Below are 17993 nucleotides of genomic sequence, written 5' to 3'. Positions count from 1 at the left end.
CCTCAAGATGTCCCCGCTGCGGGCGGTTCAGGATCGGTAAAGGCCCCTGCGCCTGCGAAAAAGGAGGGCGGTCATGACGGCATGGCTGCTATCCGGCCTCGGATTGCTGATCCTTTTGCTGGCCGGTGACGCGCTGGTTCGGGGGGCGGTGAACCTGAGTCTGCGTCTGGGCGTGCCTGCCTTGATTGTCAGTCTGACGATTGTTGCCTTTGGCACATCGGCGCCGGAACTTCTGATTTCCATCAGCGCCATATTGGAAAACGCGCCCGGTATTGCACTGGGGAACGTGGTTGGGTCGAACACGGCGAATATCCTGTTGGTGCTGGGCCTTCCCGCGCTGCTTGCCACGCTTCACACCAGTGAATGCGACAGCCGCAAGAACTATGTTTTCATGTTGCTGGCCTCGGTTCTGTTCATTGGGCTGGCCTTCTGCGGCACGTTCACCGTGATCAGTGGCCTCATATTGCTAGGTGCGTTGGCCCTGATGCTGTGGCACGCGTTCCGGGAAGCCCGTGCCCATCGCAAGGCCTGTGGCGAAGCCTGCGCCGACGATGAGGAGCTGGAAGGATTGGAAGAAGCCGATCCCGAAATGCCCTATTGGAAAGTGTCGATCTTTTTGGTTCTGGGTCTGGTCGGCCTGCCGATGGGTGCGCATTTGCTGGTCGAAAACGCAACAGTAATTGCGCGGCATTACGGTGTCAGTGAAACCGTGATCGGACTGACGCTGGTGGCCGTCGGAACATCTTTGCCCGAGCTGGCGACAACGGTCATGGCGGCGCTGCGTCGGCAGGCAGATGTGGCGCTGGGGAACGTCATCGGTTCGAACATGTTCAATCTGCTGGCGATTGTGGGGATTGCGACTCTGGTCGGACCGATTCCGGTTGATCCCGAGTTCCTGCATTTTGATCTGTGGGTCATGCTGGGCGCATCGCTTCTGCTGATCCCTTTTGTTTTCCTCAAGCAAGACATCACACGGACCTGGGGTTTTGTCCTGTCCATCCTTTACGTGATTTATGTCATCATCCTGCTGGCGTGATCTGACGAAGAAAGGTGATCCATGACCCGAGCTCTAGTTACCGGTTCAGGCATTCGTCTTGGCCGGGCCATGGCGCTTTATCTTGCGCGGCGGGGATATGACGTCGCGGTTCACTACGCCAGTTCGCGGACCCCGGCAGAGGAGACCGTGGCCGAGGTTCAGGCGATGGGGCGCAAATCCGTTGCACTACAGGCCGACCTGCTGGACGAAGCCCAGGTCCAGGCGTTGCTGCCTCGCGCGGTCGAGGCGCTGGGCGGGTCGATCACCTGTTTGGTCAACAATGCTTCGGTCTTTGAGTACGACAATATCCGGACGGCCACTCGGCAAAGCTGGGACCGCCATCTCGACAGCAATCTGCGCGCGCCGTTTGTGCTGACGCAGGCAATGGCCGCGCAGGGGCTGGAGCCTGAAAAGGACGACGCGGGCGAGCCTGTTGCCATCGGTTTGATCGTCAACATGGTCGACATGCGGGTGCGCAAGCTGACGCCGGAATTCATGTCCTACACCATTGCCAAGATGGGACTTTGGGCGCTGACACGCACCGCGGCGCAGGCGCTGACGCCCGCGATCCGAGTCAATGCGATCGGGCCGGGTCCGACCATGCAGGGCCACCGGCAAAGCGAAGGGCACTTCAAAGCGCAACGCGCCAATACCGTTCTGGAGCGCGGCGCGAATCCCTCCGATATCACCGCTGCACTGGGGTATTTTCTGGATGCCCATGCCGTAACCGGGCAGTTGCTTTGCGTCGACGGCGGCCAGCACCTTGGCTGGCGGACGCCTGACGTGCTGGGACTGGAATAGGCAATTTTGCTGTAAGTTTTGCACCGCTCTCATTTGTGTTACCGGCACGTTACAAAAATGTCTTTTTTTTCATACACTTGTCACGCGTGAGAAAAAATCTCTATAAATAACAGGTGGTTATATGATCGCCTAATTATTAGGCAAACAGGGAAATAGGCAATGAAACAAGGGAAAAACGAGGCGATACAAAAGTTATCTGCACAGTTATCCACAAAAACCGTGGACTTGTTTACTCTTGATCTGAGGCCGACAAGATTGCAGCCATGGTCAGAGAATCATATCTCAGGCCAATGACCACCCAGGACGACCCTTCATCAGACACGCAGCCCACCGGCTATGCCTGCATTCAGCGTTACGTGAAAACGTTGGACAGCTCACCCGGTGTTTATCGCATGCTGGATAGCGACAGCCGCGTTCTTTATGTGGGAAAGGCGCGGAACCTCAGGGCGCGAGTGTCGAACTATGCGCGTCCGGGGCATTCGGGGCGGATCGAGCGGATGATTGCTGCGACGTCGTCGATGATGTTCCTGACCACCCGGACCGAGACCGAAGCGCTGCTGCTGGAACAGAACCTGATCAAGCAGCTCAAGCCGAAATACAACGTGCTGCTGCGCGATGACAAAAGCTTTCCGAATATTCTTGTCGCAAAGGATCATTCTTTTCCGCAGATCAAGAAACATCGCGGGGCGAAAAAGGAAAAGGGGGCCTATTTCGGCCCATTTGCCAGTGCGGGTGCGGTGAACCGGACCCTGAACCAGCTGCAAAAGGCGTTCCTGCTGCGCAACTGCTCGGATTCCATGTTCGACAGCCGCACACGACCTTGTCTGCTTTATCAGATCAAGCGCTGTTCCGGACCGTGCGTCGGCCTGATATCCGAGGCTGACTATGGCGCAAGCGTCAAGGATGCGGAACGGTTCCTGTCGGGGCGGTCCACTCGGGTGCAGGAAGAATTGGCCGAACAGATGATGGTCGCCTCCGAGGCGATGGAGTTCGAACGCGCCGCCGGTCTGCGTGATCGCATCCGGGCGCTGACGCAGGTGCAGACCTCGCAGGGCATCAATCCGCGCGGGGTGGCCGAGGCAGATATCATCGGTCTTTACATGGACAGCGGGCAGGCCTGCGTTCAGGTGTTTTTCATCCGCGCCAACCAGAATTGGGGCAACAAGGATTTTTATCCGCGCGTGGGGCCAGACGTCTTGGCGGCCGAGGTCATGGAAGCTTTTCTGGGTCAGTTTTACGACAACAAGGAACCGCCCCGGCAATTGATCCTGTCAGACGGGATCGAAAACGCCGATCTGATGCAGGAGGCACTGTCTGAGAAGGCTGGCCGAAAGGTCGAAATCCTTGTGCCCCAGCGCGGTGAAAAGCAGGAGCTGGTGGCTGGGGCCTTGCGCAATGCACGTGAATCTCTGGCCCGGCGCATGTCGGAAAGCGCGACGCAGGCCAAGCTGTTGCGCGGCGTGGCCGAGGCGTTTGATCTGGACAGTCAGCCGAACCGGATCGAGGTTTACGACAACAGCCACATTCAGGGCACCAACGCGGTGGGCGGCATGATTGTTGCGGGCCCGGAAGGCTTCATGAAAAACGCCTATCGCAAGTTCAACATCCGGGGCGATGATCTGACCCCCGGTGATGATTTCGGCATGATGAAAGAGGTTCTGACCCGCCGGTTCACCCGTCTGCAAAAGGAGGACCCAGACCGGGACAAGGGGCTTTGGCCCGATTTGCTGTTGATCGATGGCGGCGCTGGGCAGGTGAGTGCCGTGCACGAAATTATGGTCGAACATGGCGTGGAAGACATCCCGATGGTGGGTGTCGCCAAGGGCGTTGATCGAGATCACGGCAAAGAAGAATTTCACCGCATCGGTCAGCGCCCCTTTGCGCTGAAACGTAACGACCCGGTGCTGTATTTCATTCAGCGCCTAAGGGACGAAGCGCATCGGTTTGCCATCGGAACACATCGCGCGAAACGGGCCAAGGCGGTGGGCGCGACACCTCTGGACGAAATCCCGGGGGTGGGCGCCGCGCGCAAACGGGCGTTGCTGGCGCATTTCGGCAGTGCCAAGGCCGTCAGCCGAGCCAATCTGGCAGACCTGAAGGCGGTCGAGGGGATCTCAGCCGGGCTGGCGCAGAAGGTTTACGATTACTTCCACGACAAGGGCTAGACCTTCCGCCCGCGCCACAGGATGTACAGCCCCGAGGCAACGATCAGCGCGCTGCCGGTCCACATGGTCCGGTCCAATTGCTCGCCAAACATGACGACCCCCAGTCCGATACCGAACAACAACCGGGAATAGCGGAAGGGCGTGACCGCCGAGACCTCGCCCGTGCGCATCGCCTTCATCAGCGACGCATAGGCGATTGTGCCCATCAGTGTGGCACCAACCAGGTGCAGGCTTGTGTGCAGGGTCAAAGCGGCCATCGGCACATTTTCCCAGAACCGATAGGCTAAACCGGCAACGACGATGCAAAGAAAGCCATAGAACCCCAGCACTTCGGTTCCCAGCGACGCGGGTGCGGCACGGCTGGCCAGATCGCGTCCGGCAAAGCCCAGCATTCCCAACACGGCGAGGATGGAGAGGGCCGAGAAACTGTCCCCGGTCGGCTGGATGATGATCACGACGCCGATCAGCCCGATCAGGATTGCGCTCCACCGCCGCCAGCCGACGGTTTCACCAAAGAACAGGGCCGCTCCGGCGACCACGACAAGGGGCGTGGCCTGCAGAATTACCGTGGCCGAAGACAGGGGTGTCAGCGCAATGGCCAGCACGTAGAACAAACGCCCAAGGATTTCGAAGACCACGCGCACCTTCATCGGGCGCGATAGCACGTCAGGCTGAAACAGCCGCGTGCCGCGCAGCAAGGCGGCAATTCCAAACACAAGCGCACCGCCCGCGCCGAACAGAATCAGGACCTGCCAGATCGGCAACGCGGCCGAGGCGCTTTTCAGCAGCGCGTCCTCGAGCGCAAACAGCGCCATTGCCGAGATCATCCATAAACTGCCGATCAGGTTTGACCGGGGGTCCGTTTGAATATGCGGTGTCATGCTGCTGTCGTTCCCCAACCGGTCCGCACGCCAATCTGACGGCAAAGCGCGCGCGCGCCAAGCTGTATCTGGTTGAGATGTCCGGCTTGCGACCCTTTGACCACCAGTGCCGCAACCGCCTGTGATCGGGTCAGTTTTTTGCATGGCTGTCTTTTCTGTCCCGAAGTGGCGATGTAGTGTCGATCCATGAAGTGGAACCTGCCCAATATCCTGACCGTCCTGCGCCTGTTGGCGGCACCCGGTCTGGCCGTGATGTTTCTGTATTTCACCCGCCCCTGGGCGGACTGGTTCGCTTTGATCCTGTTTCTGACGGCCGCCATCACCGACTGGTTCGATGGATATCTGGCGCGTGCGTGGAAACAGGAAACCAAGATCGGGGCCATGCTGGACCCGATTGCCGACAAGGCGATGGTTGTGATCGCCCTGATGATTCTGGTCGGCTATTCCGCCGAGCACTGGACGCCCTGGCTGGTACTGCCCGCGACCGTCATCCTGTTTCGCGAGGTTTTCGTCTCGGGCTTGCGTGAATATCTGGGTGACGTGGCCGGGACGCTGAAAGTCACGAAGCTGGCCAAATGGAAAACCACTGCGCAGATGGTGGCGATTGCCATCCTTTTTTCGCAAGGGATATTCGAGCACCATTTTGTGATGGGGTCCTTTGGCATGGATGCCGAAACTCTCGATCGGGTCCTGATGGGCGAGATCGAGGACCTGAACGGCCTGCGCTGGCATCTTGAGGGGATGTTCTGGTCCGGGCGGATCGGGCTTTGGTTGTTGTGGATCGCGGCCACTCTGACGTTGATCACGGGCTACGACTACCTACGTAAAGCCATGCCGCATCTGAAGGAGAGCTGAGCGATGGATGTGCTGTATTTCGCATGGGTGCGCGAACGCATCGGTCTGCCGAAAGAAAGGGTCGAGACCGAGGCCGCAACCGTATCCGACCTTGTGGCCGAGCTGAGCGCGCGAGAAGACCGCTATGCCGCCGCCTTTGCGGACCTGTCCGCATTGCGGGTAGCGCTGGATCAGGAACTTTCGGACTTTGACGCCTCGCTGGCCGGTGTGCGTGAAGTGGCGTTCTTTCCGCCCATGACCGGCGGCTGACGCGATGCGTATTGCCGTTCAGGAAGAAGCGTTTGACCTTGGCGCCGAAGCCAACGCTTTTGCGTCAGGAGATTCAGCCAACGGCGCCATCGTGACCTTTACCGGTATCGTGCGCGATCTGGCCACGGGTGATCTGGATGTGATGGAGATTGAGCATTACCCGGGCATGACCGAGCGCGCGCTGACCAGGATCGCCGAAGAGGCTCAGGAACGCTGGTCTTTGGGGGATGTTCTGGTAATCCACCGCCACGGGCGGCTGGCCCCGGGGGACCGGATCATGATGGTCGCCACGGCTGCGCGGCATCGCAAGGATGCATTCGAGGCGGCAGAGTACTTGATGGACTATCTGAAATCCCGCGCGCCCTTTTGGAAGAAAGAGATCACCTCGGGCGGGGCAGAGTGGGTGGCCGCGAAAGATGAAGACGAAGACGCGTTGACCCGCTGGTAATACGCGAACCGGCACCCGTCGGGCGGATGCCGGCGCGTGTCAGGGCAGATTAGCTGGATTGTTCCGCGTTGCAGGTCCGTGCTGCCTCAATGGCTTTCTTTGTTCCATCCAGGTTGACGGTGAATGCGAATTCCTTTTCCGGGAACACGATCATTTCGTTTTTGTTGATGACGTCGTCAACGAACTGAGCGTTGTTCGCCAGGATGTACCCGCCGGTATATCCATCGGCCAGGTGCTTGGTTTTCTTGTGCGCTTCGGCCTCATAAACGTTGCCGTCCAGTGACAGGAAAATCTTTTCCTTCTTACCTTTCAGGCCGATGTCATTCTTCGTAAAAACCCCCAGATAGCCCATCTCATGGTCTTTGGTCAGGCCCATTTGAACGACGTTCTGGTTTTCGTCCATGCGCTCGATCAGGCAGGACCCGCGCGTATCATCTACAAAGATGGTCCATCCGGATTCTTCCCCCAATTTGAAAACGTATCGTTTTCCGAGGGGATGACATCGCCGGAAGCCAGGGCTGAGGTTGCGGAAAATGCGCAAAGCACTGTGGCGGTTTTCAAAGTATCTTGGAAATTCATAGTACACTCCAATTTTCTGGATAGTGGACAGTGATGTGTGTAGGTAAAAACACACCAATTCGTAGTATTGAATTTGTCGTCAATATTGAAGGCGAAAGAAACAGACCGGCCAAAACACGCCGATCTTGTTTACTGTTGTCCTGAGGCAAGCTCAGGTTGTGCAGTCGACGCCAAGGTTCAGTCGGCGTTGTTTATCCGCCCGCGGAGTTCTTCCGCTTCTTGCCGCGCCGCGCGCAGGCCGTCCATCGCGGCGGCAAGTTCGGCTTCGGTCTGGGTCAGCTGGTTGGACAGTTCGGCCTCGCGCTGTTGCAGGTAGGTAATCGCCTGATCGCGGGTTTCTTCGGCTTCATGTAACTCCTGGCTCATACGGTCCAGATCAGCGACGTCGCTTTGGCGGACGCGGGACAGACGATGAGCCAGCCAGTTGGCGAACCAGCCCATGCAGAAAGCTGCAAACAGGATAACGGCAGTGGCGATGATGAATTCGGTTCTGTTCACTTTACTGATCCCCTGCATCCGCATCAGATGCGCTGTTTTCCGGTTCTTCAGGCTCGGATGGCGTTGCCTCCAGCGCATCTAACCCGGTTTCCCTGTCCGCAACCGGTTCGGGCCGGATCAGGCGAAACTCGATGCGGCGGTTTTCTTCCCGGCCTTCTTCGCTGTCGTTGTCCGCGATGGGTTGCGTTTCACCATAGCCGACGGCCGAGTAGCTTGCCGTCGGGATCCGGCGCGCGCGCAGCTCACTCAGAACGGACTGGGCGCGGGACTGGCTCAGCTGCTGGTTCATCTCTTCGCGGCCCTGACTGTCCGTGTGGCCCTGAATTTCAAGCCGGATGGGGCCACATTCCCGCAGGATCTCTGCGATCTGGTTCAGCGTATCCCGCGATTCGGTGGCAACGGTGGCCGAACCGGGTTCAAACGCGATCTTGCCTGTCGCCTGAATCTCGGCAATCCGGGATTCGCAAAGTTCCGGATCGGGCAGGGCATCTTCGGGTTCGGGCGGTTCCTGATAGGTGATCGACAGGGTGAAATCCTGCGCTTCACCCAGTTTGTCAGACAGATGCCCGGCTATGCGGGCCTTTGCATCTTCCTCATGGCTGACACCGGACAGTTCCACCACCTCGGGCGTGACCGTCAGAACACCGTTTTGCAGTTCCGACAACGCCTCAAGCCCGGCCAGCACCCGCAGCGGCCAGTCGGCGGGCAGATCGGGAACAATGCGGGTTGCCACGTGCACCTGTTCCGAGCCGAAGGCCGCGCGGGCAAAACTGTCGACCATGTCCCGCAGGGTTTCATCCCCGACACGCCCGCGCAGTTGCACCAGGCCTTCCGGGCTGCGGGTTGCGGAAAATTCGGGCGGGCCGGCCTGGTCTTGGGCATCTGGTTCGGGCAAAACGGCGTGCAGGGCAAACACTTCCGGCAATGCGTTTTCCAATTCACCCACGACCCGGTCGAATGTGGCGGGGTCCGCGCCTTGCGCCGCGATCAGCGTGATGTCGGCATCGGACATGGTCACCGAACCCTGCCCGATATCGGCCAGCGCCCCGATGCTGAGTTCGGCTGCGCGGGCCCAGCGAGGCGAGGGGACACCCAGCCCGATGGTGCAATGGTAAGGACCGGACAATCCTGCTGCTTGCGCGGCGGCCACGATTGTCTGACGGGCCTCGTCATCCTGCGCCGAACAGGCGTCGAAACGCCCCCCTTCTTCGGTGATCAGGTAGCGCAACGTAAAAGGTGTGATCACCGGGCGCGGTGCTGAAATCGACAGGCCGATCCGAAGGCTTGGCGGTGCTGCGCGCGTCAGGTCGCGCTCCAGCATCTCTTTTTCCTTCTGGCTGTCGGTGATGGCCGTGATCCGCACCAGCCCGGGGCTGGCCGAGATCTTGGCCCGGGGCAGCTTCGCCAGCGCGCTCAGCGCGTAAGTAAACGCGTCGTCCCAACCCTTCGGCTTGGGATAGTCAGCCGTTTCCAGCAGATCTGACACGGGGGTGTTTGGAACCAGTTTTTCCAACTGGCTGATCATGGCGTCACGATCCACGCTGGCCGGGATCAGACCGATGACCGAGATGCCACTGTTGTTGCGCAGGATTTCGGTCGAAAACCGCGGTGCCGCCAACGTTGTGGTGGGCGCAACTTCCATCTCATCGATGACACGCGATGTATCGACTTCGGTTCCGGCAGCGGTCAGCGCGTTGAAACGCGTTGCCTCGTCCGAAGCGGTGCCGGTCAGAACCACGCGCAGCCCGTCTGAATGCACTTCGGTCCAGTCGTGACCCTTGAGATCCAGCGCCCGCCGCACGGCAAATTCCGAAGCTTCTTCGACCTTTGTCACGGCATAACTGGCCGCCAGCAGCGACAAACCGCCCGACACGAGAAAGATCAGGACAACAGCGATGGAAAAAGGCAAACGCATGTGCGGTTTCGGGACTCCTCGGGCGATTGGTCGGGACTCTTACAGAGGCGTGGCCTGGGGTGCAATCAGAGCAGAAGCGCGACGCAGAGGAAGATCAGCGGAATCAAGCCGGTGTCGCGGTTGGCCCGGAACAGTTGCAACAGTTTGGCGTTGTCTTCGATATCCAGCCCGCGCAATTGCCAGGCCATGTGCCAGCCCATCGCCCATGGCCCGGTCAGGGCAACGACCAGTGCCATGATGGACGCCTGCTGGGCCGCGCCATCGATGATGGCAAGTCCCATAAGCGCGACGGTTGCGACCAGAAAATACTTGAGCCATTTCGCCGTATCCGTCCCGAACAGCCGCGCAGTGGATTTGATGCCGATCAGTTCGTCATCCTCGGCATCCTGATGGGCATAGATGGTGTCATAAAACAGCGTCCAGGCGATGCCTGACAGGTACAGGGTAACTGCGGGCCAGCCTACCGTGCCGCTATGGGCGGCCCAGGCCAGCAGCGCGCCCCAATTGAAGGCCAGGCCCAGAAAGACCTGAGGCCACCAAGTGAACCGCTTTGCGTAAGGGTAGATGGTCACGGGCAACAGGGACAGAACGCCCATGGCGATGGCCGCCTGATTGAAAGTCAGAAGAATCCCCAGCGCCAGCAGGCATTGCAGGCCCATCCAGACAACGGCCTGCCGAACGCTGACCTGTCCGGACGGGATCGGCCGGGACCGTGTGCGCTCCACCTGCCCGTCAAATTCGCGGTCGGTGATATCGTTCCAGGTACAGCCTGCACCACGCATAAGAAAGGCTCCGATGGCGCAGCCGATGGCGATCCACAGATCCTCCCAGCGTGGGTTTCCGTCGCTGAGAATTGCCAGCGCAAGGCCCCACCAGCAGGGAATCAGCAGCAGCCACGTGCCGATGGGCCGGTCCGCGCGGCTGAGGCGCAGGTAGGGCCGCGCAAAGGCGGGCGCATGGGTGTCGACCCAGTTGCCGCTGACGGCATCGGCGACCTGACCATCTGGTGTTGGGGCATTGCCTTGCATATGTAAGGTCTCATGAGTGCAAAAATCAGACTGTATGTAGAGCACCCTCTGGGTCGGGGGCAATCCGTTGAATTGACGCGCGAGCAGGCACATTACCTGTTCGGCGTCATGCGCCTGGCTGTCGGGGGGCACGTTGCCCTGTTCAACAGTCGGGACGGAGAGTGGCTGGCCGAGGTGGCCGAGGCAGGCAAACGCGGCGGCACGCTGGCCTGTGTCGAACAGACAAGACCGTTGCAGATGCCGCCCGACCTTTGGTTTCTGTTCGCGCCGATTAAAAAGGCACGCACCGACTTCATCGTTGAAAAGGCGGCGGAAATGGGTGCCGCTCGGATCATGCCGGTGCAGACCGAATTCACCAATTCCGAACGCATCCGGCAGGACCGTTTGCAGGCCCATGCGGTTGAGGCCGCCGAACAGTGCGGCGGAACCTTCGTACCCGAAGTTTGCGAGCTGCAGCGCCTGGAACGTGTGCTGGATGCTTGGCCCGATGGGCGGCAACTGATGTTCTGCAACGAGGCGGAAGTAGGCTCGGCTCGGCGTCTGGCCGAACAGGAAAAGGGCGGGCCTTGGGCCATTCTGATCGGTCCCGAGGGCGGGTTTTCCGAGCGTGAGCGCAACCGCCTGACCGCATTGCCTTATGCGCATGTGGTCAGTCTGGGCCCGCGCATTCTGCGCGCGGATACTGCGACTGTGGCGGCCCTGACCATGTGGCAGCAGGCGCTGGGGGATTGGTCGTGACCTGGTGTTTGGCGCAGGCGGCCGACCTGCCCGCGATCGAGGAATTTCTGCGCCGTCACCTGCAATCTTCAATGTTTCCGCTGGCCAATCTGCGGGATTTCGGACTGAACGGATCGGAACCCCGGTCCCTAAAGGTCTGGATGCTGGGCGAGCCGCCGCGCGCCGTTCTGGCCATCACGAACGAAGGAATGCTGTTGCCGCAGTGCCGGGATTGCACCGATGCCGAGCTTGAAGCGGTACTAAAGATGTTGAAAAGCCGCCCGGTCATCGGTGTGATCGGTGAGGCCGCCCAAGCCCGGCGCATTTTGCAACTGGCTGGCTGGCAAAACAGACCCGCTATCCTCAGCCGGGATGAGCCTGCCTTTTCGCTGGAACTGGAACAGCTGATTATTCCAGACCTGCCGGGAGCGCGCCTTGTCCCCTTGTCGGCAATTGACCGGGCGCTGGCCGTTCACTGGCGGCACAGCTACCATCTGGAATCCTTGGGAAAGGACTCGGATCAGGCGCAACATCAGGCCGAGCGCGACATTGACGGGTATCTGAGCCTGGACAGCCACCGGGCGTTGTTGTTGAACAACCAACCTGTCTGCATGACCGGTTTCAACGCCGTTTTGCCAGACGTGGTTCAGATCGGCGGGGTTTATACGCCGCCTGAACTGCGCCGCCGCGGCTATGCCCGAACCGCCGTCGCGCTGCATCTGGCCGAGACGCGCGCAAAGGGTGTGTCACGTGCCGTACTTTTTGCCGCTTCAGATTTTGCGGCGCGGGCCTATATCGCAGTAGGATTTGTTCGGGCAGGTCAGTTCTCGGTGAACCTGTTCAAGACGGAAAAGGAGGCCGCCGCATGAGTTTCATCCGCCCGGAAGCGAAACTGGCCCTTTGGCGCTGGCGCGAAGTGCTGGTGGCTGTCGCCGTTTTTCTGGTAGGCCTGAGTTGGATTAGCGGGCCCGGCGGGCTGCTGGGCTGGATGGGATGGATTTTGGTCGCCGTGGCGGTGGCGCTGGCGGTGATCGGGGTGCAGCGGGTGCGATTCCGCATGGGTGCCGGTGGTCCCGGTGTCGTGACAATAGATGAGGGGCAGATCACCTATCTCGGGCCTCTGGATGGCGGCATTGTCGCAGCGCGCGAAATCGAGAGGCTGGCGCTGGACCCGACCTCGGACCCGGCGCATTGGGTGCTGGACCAGCCGGGACAGCCCGCACTTCACATTCCTGTGAACGCCGAAGGCGCCGAGGCGCTGTTTGATGTGTTCTCGGCCCTGCCGGGGCTGAAAACCGAACAGATGTTGTCGGAACTCAACGGCGGATCGGCGCATCCGGTGGTAATCTGGGAACGCACGCCCTCGCGCCCTTCGCATATGCGCCTGCATTGACACTGGCCGCGTTTGCGACCACGACTGACCCAGCAACAGACACTTCAGGAGCGGAGCGCGGTTCATGTCCATTCCCCAGTCCGGCGGCGGGCCGATCGAACGCCACGAGCAACTGGCCGAATATCTGGAATCGGGCTGCAAGCCCAAGGCCGATTGGCGTATCGGTACCGAGCATGAGAAGTTCGGGTATTGCAAGGACACGCTGAAACCGCTGCCGTTTGAAGGCACCCGGTCCATCGTTGCGGTGCTTGAAGGCTTGCGCGACCGTCACGGCTGGAGCGAGGTACGCGAAGCCGGGCATCTGATCGGTCTGGAAAAGGACGGCGCGAATGTCAGCCTGGAACCGGGCGGCGCGCTGGAATTGTCGGGTGCTCCGCTGGAGACCATCCACGAAACCTGTGACGAGGTGAACACTCACCTGCGCGAGGTGAAGGATATCGCCGACGAGATTGGTGTCGGTTTCATTGGTTTGGGGGCGGCTCCGATCTGGACCCATGACCAGATGCCGCTGATGCCCAAGGGCCGTTATCGGCTGATGAACGACTATATGGAAGAAGTCGGCACCATGGGCCGCGCCATGATGCGGCGCACATGCACGGTACAGGTCAATATCGACTTCGGCTCCGAGGCCGACATGGTTCAGAAACTGCGCGTGGCACTGGCGTTGCAGCCGGTGGCAACGGCGCTGTTTGCAAACTCTCCGTTCTTTGAAGGTAAGGTCAACGGACAGAAAAGCTGGCGCAGCCACATCTGGCGGCATCTGGACGATGCCCGTACCGGGATGTTGCCCTTCGTGTTCGAGGACGGATTCGGGTTCGAGCGTTACGTTCAGTATGCGCTCGATGTGCCGATGTATTTCGTCTATCGCGACGGACAGTATATCAACGCTCTGGGCATGTCCTTCCGTGATTTCCTGCAGGGCAAACTGCCGGCGCTGCCGGGGGAAACCCCGACCCTGTCCGACTGGGCCGACCACCTGACCACCGCCTTCCCCGAAGCGCGGATCAAGAAGTTCATGGAAATGCGCGGTGCCGACGGCGGCCCGTGGCGCCGCCTGTGCGCGCTGCCTGCCTTCTGGGTCGGGCTGACCTACGATCAGGGCGCGCTGGATGCGGCGTGGGATCTGGTCAAAGGCTGGGACGCGGAAACCCGCGAGGCGCTGCGGGTTGAGGCCGCCAAAGACGGGCTGCAGGCGCGGGTTGGCAACATCAGCATGCATGATCTGGCACGCGAAGTGGTGGCCATTTCCGAGGCCGGCCTGAAATCCCGTGCCCGCCCCGGCGCCGGAGGTCTGGTCCCCGATGAGACCCATTTCCTGAATGCGCTGAAGGACAGTATCGAGACCGGTAAGATTCCGGCAGACGAGTTGCTGGATCACTTCTATGGAGACTGGAACGGCGATCTGACCCGTATTTACCCTGAATACAGCTACTGAGACCATCGGGCGCGTTAAGGCATGATTTGCCAAAACAGGCCTAATGTCTTGTACTTCTTGCGGGCCGTCAGATACTAGCACGCATTCCGTCGCGCGAGTGATCCATGGCCCGTATCAGTGAACTTCATTATTCCAACGCCTACGCCGCCAGTTCGGGCGTAAACGAATTTCTTGAAGTCGCACTGCGCCCAGATGAGATTCCGGCAGATTTCACGGTCTCGTTCTACCAGGCAAACGGGCAGGTCGGGATCGAAATTCCGCTGGATCATCCCTCAGTTCAGATGTCGGTCGATGCCGACAACAATGAGCTTGTTTTTGTCATATCGGCGGATGACTTCCCGATCCTTTTGACAGACCCCAACGGGGGCGGGCCGACCAACTACGAAACTTATGCACTGACCAATACGAACACTGGTCAGGTCATCGATTTTTACGATATCGGTGGCGGCACAACGAACATCGTCGCGCAAAACGGGCTTGCGGCGGGGCAGACTTCGGTCAACCTGCCGGTTCTGGTCGGACCGAACCAGACCACGACAACGTTGCAATTCAATCAGCCCGATCCGGATATCCTGACCTACGGGTCAGTGGCCCCCGGCGACAGTGGTGCGGCCTGTTTCACGGCGGGCACAATGGTGGAGACGCCCGACGGACGTTGCGCTGTCGAAAATCTGCGGCTGGGTGATCTGGTGCACACAATCGACGCCGGGCCGCTGCCGGTTCGCTGGGTTGGCGGGCGCACGGTCTCAGGTCGTGGCCGCTTTGCGCCGATCCGGATCCACGCGGGTACACTTGGGGCCGAGGCCGATATTCTGGTCTCTCCCCAGCATCGTATCCTGATCACCGGTTGGCAGGCCGAATTGCTGTTTGGCGAAGATGAGGTACTGGTTCCCGCGATATCTCTGGTCAACGGCACCACCGTGACACAATACCCTTGCGACATTGTCAGGTACATCCACCTGCTGTTTGACCGCCATCAGCTTGTCACCACCTCTGGCTTGATCTCCGAGAGCTTTTTTCCGGGGCAGGAGGGGCTTGCGGGTTTGGGATCGGACACTCAGGACGAGTTGCTGGCGCTATTTCCCCAGCTGCGCAATCACCCCGAGGCATATGGTCTTGCTGCGCGCCCGGTGCGGCAGGACAGAACCACCGCGCTGTTACGTTCCGCCTGAATGTGCGCGCCCTCTTGCTTTCGCGGGCTGCTGTGATAGCAGGTCCGCAACAGCATTCAGGGGCCAAAGTCAGGAAGCGTCATGGACGATCTTAAGGCAAAATATCTGGGTCAGATCGCAGACGCAGGCGACGAGAACGCGCTCGAAGCGATCCGCGTGGCCGCCGTGGGCAAAAAGGGCGAAGTCGCGCTGAAGATGCGCGAGCTGGGCAAAATGACACCCGAGGAACGCCAGGTTGCAGGCCCGGCGCTGAACGCCCTGAAGGATGAGATCAACTCGGCGCTATCCGCCAAAAAAGCCGCTCTGGCCGACGCCACGCTGGATGAGCGTCTGCGCACCGAATGGCTGGACGTCACCCTGCCGACCCGCGCCCGCCGTCAGGGCTCGATTCATCCGGTCAGCCAGGCGACCGAGGAACTGACCGCGATTTTTGCCGAACTGGGTTTCTCGGTGGCCGAAGGGCCGCGGATCGAAACCGACTGGCACAACTTCGACGCACTGAATATCCCCGGCCACCACCCCGCGCGGGCCGAAATGGATACGTTCTACATGCACCGCGCCGCAGGCGACAACCGCCCGCCGCATGTGCTGCGGACGCATACCTCGCCGGTGCAGATCCGCTCGATGGAGAAACAGGGCGCGCCGATCCGCGTGATCTGCCCGGGCGGTGTCTATCGCGCCGACTATGACCAGACCCACACGCCGATGTTCCATCAGGTCGAGGGGCTTGCCATCGACAAGGACATCTCGATGGCGAACCTGAAATGGGTTCTGGAAGAGTTCGTGAAAGCCTTCTTCGAGGTTGACGACGTCGAACTGCGCTTCCGCGCCTCGCACTTTCCCTTCACCGAGCCATCGGCCGAGGTCGATATCCGCTGTTCCTGGGATAACGGTCAGCTGAAGATCGGCGAGGGCGACGACTGGATGGAGATTCTGGGCTCGGGCATGGTCCACCCCAAAGTGATCGCCGCCGGTGGCATTGATCCGGAGGTCTATCAGGGCTTTGCCTTCGGCATCGGCATCGACCGTTTGGCGATGCTGAAATACGGCATCCCGGATTTGCGGGCGTTCTTTGATTCAGACCTTCGCTGGTTGAGGCATTATGGGTTCGCGGCGCTGGATATGCCGAATCTGCATGGTGGTTTGTCTCGGTGAGCGAAGTGTTTCCGGCGTTTTTGGCCGGGATACTGGCAACGATTATTGGTGGGTTGGTAGTCAATTGGCTTTGGCAAAGAAGTCGCAGTCGTGCCAACCTTAGATGGTTTGTTTTGTATGCAAACCAAATACCAAGACGTGAAGGCTACTTTGGTGAGATTTCTCAACTCATCGAGTCATCATATGAAGACAGCACAATTATGTCGCCAGATACTCGGCATTCTCTACGTGAGGGCTTATTTGACGGGGGAAAAGCGCTCTGTTTAGGGTTGGCAAATAGCGGAAATGCTCCCGCTAGGAACGTCACAGTTTTGCTGAACGCTGCGCCTTCAAGTCTATTGATCGAACCTAGTGTTGCTGTTGACAAGCTGCCAAGCGCAAATGGCCACGTGGAACTAAAAATCTCCTCCGTGGGTACGCAATCGCTTTCGAAGTTGACGATTTTTGGAATAGATAGCTTCGATGTTTCCGGGGTTTTCTTGGATGGTGATAGAATTGAACGCGATGCGGAAGGCGTCGTTTTCCAACACTATCTTAAAAAACCCTATTCTGGGATGACAATAGTTTTGGCTGTGCTAGCTGCATACTACGCTGGGCTGTATGTGACTGATATTGTCAATTTTATCCTTCCAAATGAGGCAGTTGTTGTAGAGGGCGAGCAGCAATCGCAAACTGCGGAAGATGTCGACAACTGAAGCGCTTTTCCCGGGGTGCTGCGAGCTTGTCGTCGTATCCGCTGAATTAAGTTCAAGGTCGACCACCTCACAGTCTGGCGACAGCGCGGCTTGTTACATGCGCCCACGGGGTTGTGACGTGACAGCGGGCGCAGGCTCGCTAGGGTTCGACGGATGATTTACCGATTGCTCTGCCTCTTCCTGCTGATCGCCACCCGAGCCACCGCCATTGAATCCTGTCACGGCGATATCGCCTGTCAGGTCGGTGATCGCTCGTATCATGTGCTGGAACCCGATGGCTGGGATGCCGAGACGCCCTTGCCGGTGTTGCTGCATTTCCATGGCTGGGCGCGGCAGGGGACGGTTGTGGTGAACCACGAGCGCATCGCCGGGGCCACGAAACTGCGCGGCGCGTTGCTGGTGGCGCCGAACGGGTTGGGCAAAAGCTGGGATTTCTGGACGTCGGACACCGATGATGTGGCTTTTGCCGACCGGGTGCTTGAGGATGTGGCCAGGCGATACCCGATCGATCCGGATCGCATCTATGTTTCGGGCTATTCCTTTGGCGGCGCGATGGCGTGGCGTTATGCCTGTCAGTCGGGGAACGATGTTGCCGCGCTGCTGGCTGTTGCGGGTTCGATCCGCCAGACCGAGGACTGCCCGCAGGCCCCGCGCGAGGTGCGCCATGTGCATGGGCTCAGCGATACGGTGATGGATTTTCCGTATGGCGCGAATGGCGATACGACCTATCCGGTGGCTTTGTGGCGGCAGAAATACGGCTGCACAGACGCGGCCCCGCGCGGGGATTGGAGTGTCGTGCCGATCCTGACCCTCAGCCGGGTGGAATGGACCGATTGCGCGCGCGGGCAGGTCACGCTGGATACCCATCCCGGCGGGCATTTCATCCCCCATGGCTGGATCGGGCGGCAGTTGGATGAGCTTTTGGGCCGCACCCCCAGCTATCCGTGACGCGCAGCGCTTGCACCCCGGCG

General features: G+C 59.8%; 20 protein-coding genes. 14 read left to right on the top strand and 6 right to left on the bottom strand.

The genetic code is table 11. The features are described from left to right. Positions 1-73 precede the first annotated feature (73 nt). The 3 genes from ACR0J8_RS02580 to uvrC all read left to right on the top strand — a co-directional run bounded on the left by ACR0J8_RS02580 (position 74) and on the right by uvrC (position 4002). Entirely contained in the window at positions 74-1036 is a 963-nt protein-coding gene (locus ACR0J8_RS02580) for a calcium/sodium antiporter (RefSeq protein WP_480813041.1), read from the top strand. A 21-nt stretch (positions 1037-1057) separates the two neighbouring features. After that, positions 1058-1837, top strand: a complete 780-nt coding sequence (locus ACR0J8_RS02575; RefSeq protein WP_480813042.1) for an SDR family oxidoreductase — start codon at positions 1058-1060, stop codon at positions 1835-1837. Between the two features lie 290 nt (positions 1838-2127). Further along, the gene (uvrC, locus tag ACR0J8_RS02570; protein ID WP_480888831.1) at positions 2128-4002 is read left to right on the top strand and encodes an excinuclease ABC subunit UvrC; all 1875 of its coding nucleotides are present in this window, start codon (positions 2128-2130) and stop codon (positions 4000-4002) included. On the opposite strand, the gene ACR0J8_RS02565 is transcribed toward uvrC, so the two are convergent. Together ACR0J8_RS02565 and ACR0J8_RS02560 are read right to left on the bottom strand one after the other, a co-directional pair. Further along, a complete protein-coding gene (locus ACR0J8_RS02565) occupies positions 3999-4883 on the bottom strand; it encodes a DMT family transporter (protein ID WP_170807355.1) in 885 nt (294 codons plus the stop codon). The two genes, uvrC and ACR0J8_RS02565, sit on opposite strands and share 4 nt — an antisense overlap. Then, a complete protein-coding gene (locus ACR0J8_RS02560) occupies positions 4880-5071 on the bottom strand; it encodes a hypothetical protein (protein WP_170614316.1) in 192 nt (63 codons plus the stop codon). The genes ACR0J8_RS02565 and ACR0J8_RS02560 overlap by 4 nt, the downstream gene beginning before the upstream one ends. Here ACR0J8_RS02560 and pgsA point away from each other — a divergent pair. From pgsA to ACR0J8_RS02545, 3 genes are read left to right on the top strand one after another with little or no spacing between them, the layout of a single operon-like run. Continuing rightward, positions 5070-5738, top strand: coding sequence for a CDP-diacylglycerol--glycerol-3-phosphate 3-phosphatidyltransferase (gene pgsA, locus ACR0J8_RS02555; protein WP_170614317.1), 669 nt, complete (start codon positions 5070-5072; stop codon positions 5736-5738). The genes ACR0J8_RS02560 and pgsA overlap by 2 nt on opposite strands. A gap of 3 nt (positions 5739-5741) precedes the next feature. Beyond that, complete coding sequence (gene moaD / locus ACR0J8_RS02550) at positions 5742-5987, top strand: molybdopterin converting factor subunit 1 (protein ID WP_058281820.1); 246 nt, start codon at positions 5742-5744, stop codon at positions 5985-5987. A 4-nt stretch (positions 5988-5991) separates the two neighbouring features. Next, positions 5992-6435, top strand: a complete 444-nt coding sequence (locus tag ACR0J8_RS02545; RefSeq protein ID WP_480522818.1) for a molybdenum cofactor biosynthesis protein MoaE — start codon at positions 5992-5994, stop codon at positions 6433-6435. A 49-nt stretch (positions 6436-6484) separates the two neighbouring features. Here ACR0J8_RS02545 and ACR0J8_RS02540 read toward each other — a convergent pair whose 3' ends face one another. From ACR0J8_RS02540 to ubiA, 4 genes are all read right to left on the bottom strand, one after another. Next, complete coding sequence (locus tag ACR0J8_RS02540) at positions 6485-6904, bottom strand: hypothetical protein (RefSeq protein ID WP_480522819.1); 420 nt, start codon at positions 6902-6904, stop codon at positions 6485-6487. A 287-nt stretch (positions 6905-7191) separates the two neighbouring features. Beyond that, positions 7192-7512, bottom strand: coding sequence for a hypothetical protein (locus tag ACR0J8_RS02535; RefSeq protein WP_170614320.1), 321 nt, complete (start codon positions 7510-7512; stop codon positions 7192-7194). 1 nt (position 7513) lies between these two features. Further along, complete coding sequence (locus tag ACR0J8_RS02530) at positions 7514-9427, bottom strand: OmpA family protein (RefSeq protein WP_480888830.1); 1914 nt, start codon at positions 9425-9427, stop codon at positions 7514-7516. A gap of 65 nt (positions 9428-9492) precedes the next feature. Then, on the bottom strand, positions 9493-10455 hold the full coding sequence (ubiA, locus tag ACR0J8_RS02525) for a 4-hydroxybenzoate octaprenyltransferase (protein WP_480522821.1): 963 nt from the start codon (positions 10453-10455) through the stop codon (positions 9493-9495). Between the two features lie 12 nt (positions 10456-10467). On the opposite strand from ubiA, the gene ACR0J8_RS02520 reads away from it, so the two are divergent. From ACR0J8_RS02520 to ACR0J8_RS02485, 8 genes are all read left to right on the top strand, one after another. After that, positions 10468-11193, top strand: coding sequence for a 16S rRNA (uracil(1498)-N(3))-methyltransferase (locus tag ACR0J8_RS02520; RefSeq protein ID WP_480522822.1), 726 nt, complete (start codon positions 10468-10470; stop codon positions 11191-11193). Then, the gene (locus ACR0J8_RS02515; RefSeq protein ID WP_170807360.1) at positions 11190-12041 is read left to right on the top strand and encodes a GNAT family N-acetyltransferase; all 852 of its coding nucleotides are present in this window, start codon (positions 11190-11192) and stop codon (positions 12039-12041) included. The genes ACR0J8_RS02520 and ACR0J8_RS02515 overlap by 4 nt, the downstream gene beginning before the upstream one ends. Continuing rightward, on the top strand, positions 12038-12565 hold the full coding sequence (locus tag ACR0J8_RS02510) for a hypothetical protein (RefSeq protein WP_480522823.1): 528 nt from the start codon (positions 12038-12040) through the stop codon (positions 12563-12565). Before ACR0J8_RS02515 ends, ACR0J8_RS02510 begins: the two co-directional genes overlap by 4 nt. Before the next feature lie 64 nt (positions 12566-12629). After that, a complete protein-coding gene (locus tag ACR0J8_RS02505) occupies positions 12630-14000 on the top strand; it encodes a glutamate--cysteine ligase (protein ID WP_480522824.1) in 1371 nt (456 codons plus the stop codon). Between the two features lie 104 nt (positions 14001-14104). Further along, positions 14105-15172 (top strand): Hint domain-containing protein, encoded by a 1068-nt coding sequence (locus ACR0J8_RS02500; protein ID WP_480522825.1) that lies wholly within the window; start codon positions 14105-14107, stop codon positions 15170-15172. Between the two features lie 81 nt (positions 15173-15253). After that, complete coding sequence (gene pheS / locus ACR0J8_RS02495) at positions 15254-16327, top strand: phenylalanine--tRNA ligase subunit alpha (RefSeq protein ID WP_480522826.1); 1074 nt, start codon at positions 15254-15256, stop codon at positions 16325-16327. After that, entirely contained in the window at positions 16324-17022 is a 699-nt protein-coding gene (locus ACR0J8_RS02490) for a hypothetical protein (RefSeq protein WP_480522827.1), read from the top strand. The genes pheS and ACR0J8_RS02490 overlap by 4 nt, the downstream gene beginning before the upstream one ends. Before the next feature lie 153 nt (positions 17023-17175). Further along, positions 17176-17970, top strand: a complete 795-nt coding sequence (locus tag ACR0J8_RS02485; protein ID WP_480522828.1) for a CE1 family esterase — start codon at positions 17176-17178, stop codon at positions 17968-17970. Positions 17971-17993 lie beyond the last annotated feature (23 nt).

This window comes from Ruegeria sp. N11 (assembly GCF_056531525.1).
The sequence above is the reverse complement of the archived record's forward strand: the minus strand, read 5'-3'. Positions and strand labels throughout refer to the sequence as shown.

Bases quoted from the DNA above. Each gene is read 5' to 3' on its own strand.
- ACR0J8_RS02580 (WP_480813041.1), top strand. From the start codon at position 74: ATGACGGCATGGCTGCTATCCGGCCTCGGATTGCTGATCCTTTTGCTG.
- ACR0J8_RS02575 (WP_480813042.1), top strand. From the start codon at position 1,058: ATGACCCGAGCTCTAGTTACCGGTTCAGGCATTCGTCTTGGCCGGGCC.
- uvrC (WP_480888831.1), top strand. From the start codon at position 2,128: ATGACCACCCAGGACGACCCTTCATCAGACACGCAGCCCACCGGCTAT.
- ACR0J8_RS02565 (WP_170807355.1), bottom strand. From the start codon at position 4,883: ATGACACCGCATATTCAAACGGACCCCCGGTCAAACCTGATCGGCAGT.
- pgsA (WP_170614317.1), top strand. From the start codon at position 5,070: ATGAAGTGGAACCTGCCCAATATCCTGACCGTCCTGCGCCTGTTGGCG.
- ACR0J8_RS02560 (WP_170614316.1), bottom strand. From the start codon at position 5,071: ATGGATCGACACTACATCGCCACTTCGGGACAGAAAAGACAGCCATGC.
- moaD (WP_058281820.1), top strand. From the start codon at position 5,742: ATGGATGTGCTGTATTTCGCATGGGTGCGCGAACGCATCGGTCTGCCG.
- ACR0J8_RS02545 (WP_480522818.1), top strand. From the start codon at position 5,992: ATGCGTATTGCCGTTCAGGAAGAAGCGTTTGACCTTGGCGCCGAAGCC.
- ACR0J8_RS02530 (WP_480888830.1), bottom strand. From the start codon at position 9,427: ATGCGTTTGCCTTTTTCCATCGCTGTTGTCCTGATCTTTCTCGTGTCG.
- ubiA (WP_480522821.1), bottom strand. From the start codon at position 10,455: ATGCAAGGCAATGCCCCAACACCAGATGGTCAGGTCGCCGATGCCGTC.
- ACR0J8_RS02520 (WP_480522822.1), top strand. From the start codon at position 10,468: ATGAGTGCAAAAATCAGACTGTATGTAGAGCACCCTCTGGGTCGGGGG.
- ACR0J8_RS02510 (WP_480522823.1), top strand. From the start codon at position 12,038: ATGAGTTTCATCCGCCCGGAAGCGAAACTGGCCCTTTGGCGCTGGCGC.
- ACR0J8_RS02505 (WP_480522824.1), top strand. From the start codon at position 12,630: ATGTCCATTCCCCAGTCCGGCGGCGGGCCGATCGAACGCCACGAGCAA.
- ACR0J8_RS02500 (WP_480522825.1), top strand. From the start codon at position 14,105: ATGGCCCGTATCAGTGAACTTCATTATTCCAACGCCTACGCCGCCAGT.
- pheS (WP_480522826.1), top strand. From the start codon at position 15,254: ATGGACGATCTTAAGGCAAAATATCTGGGTCAGATCGCAGACGCAGGC.
- ACR0J8_RS02485 (WP_480522828.1), top strand. From the start codon at position 17,176: ATGATTTACCGATTGCTCTGCCTCTTCCTGCTGATCGCCACCCGAGCC.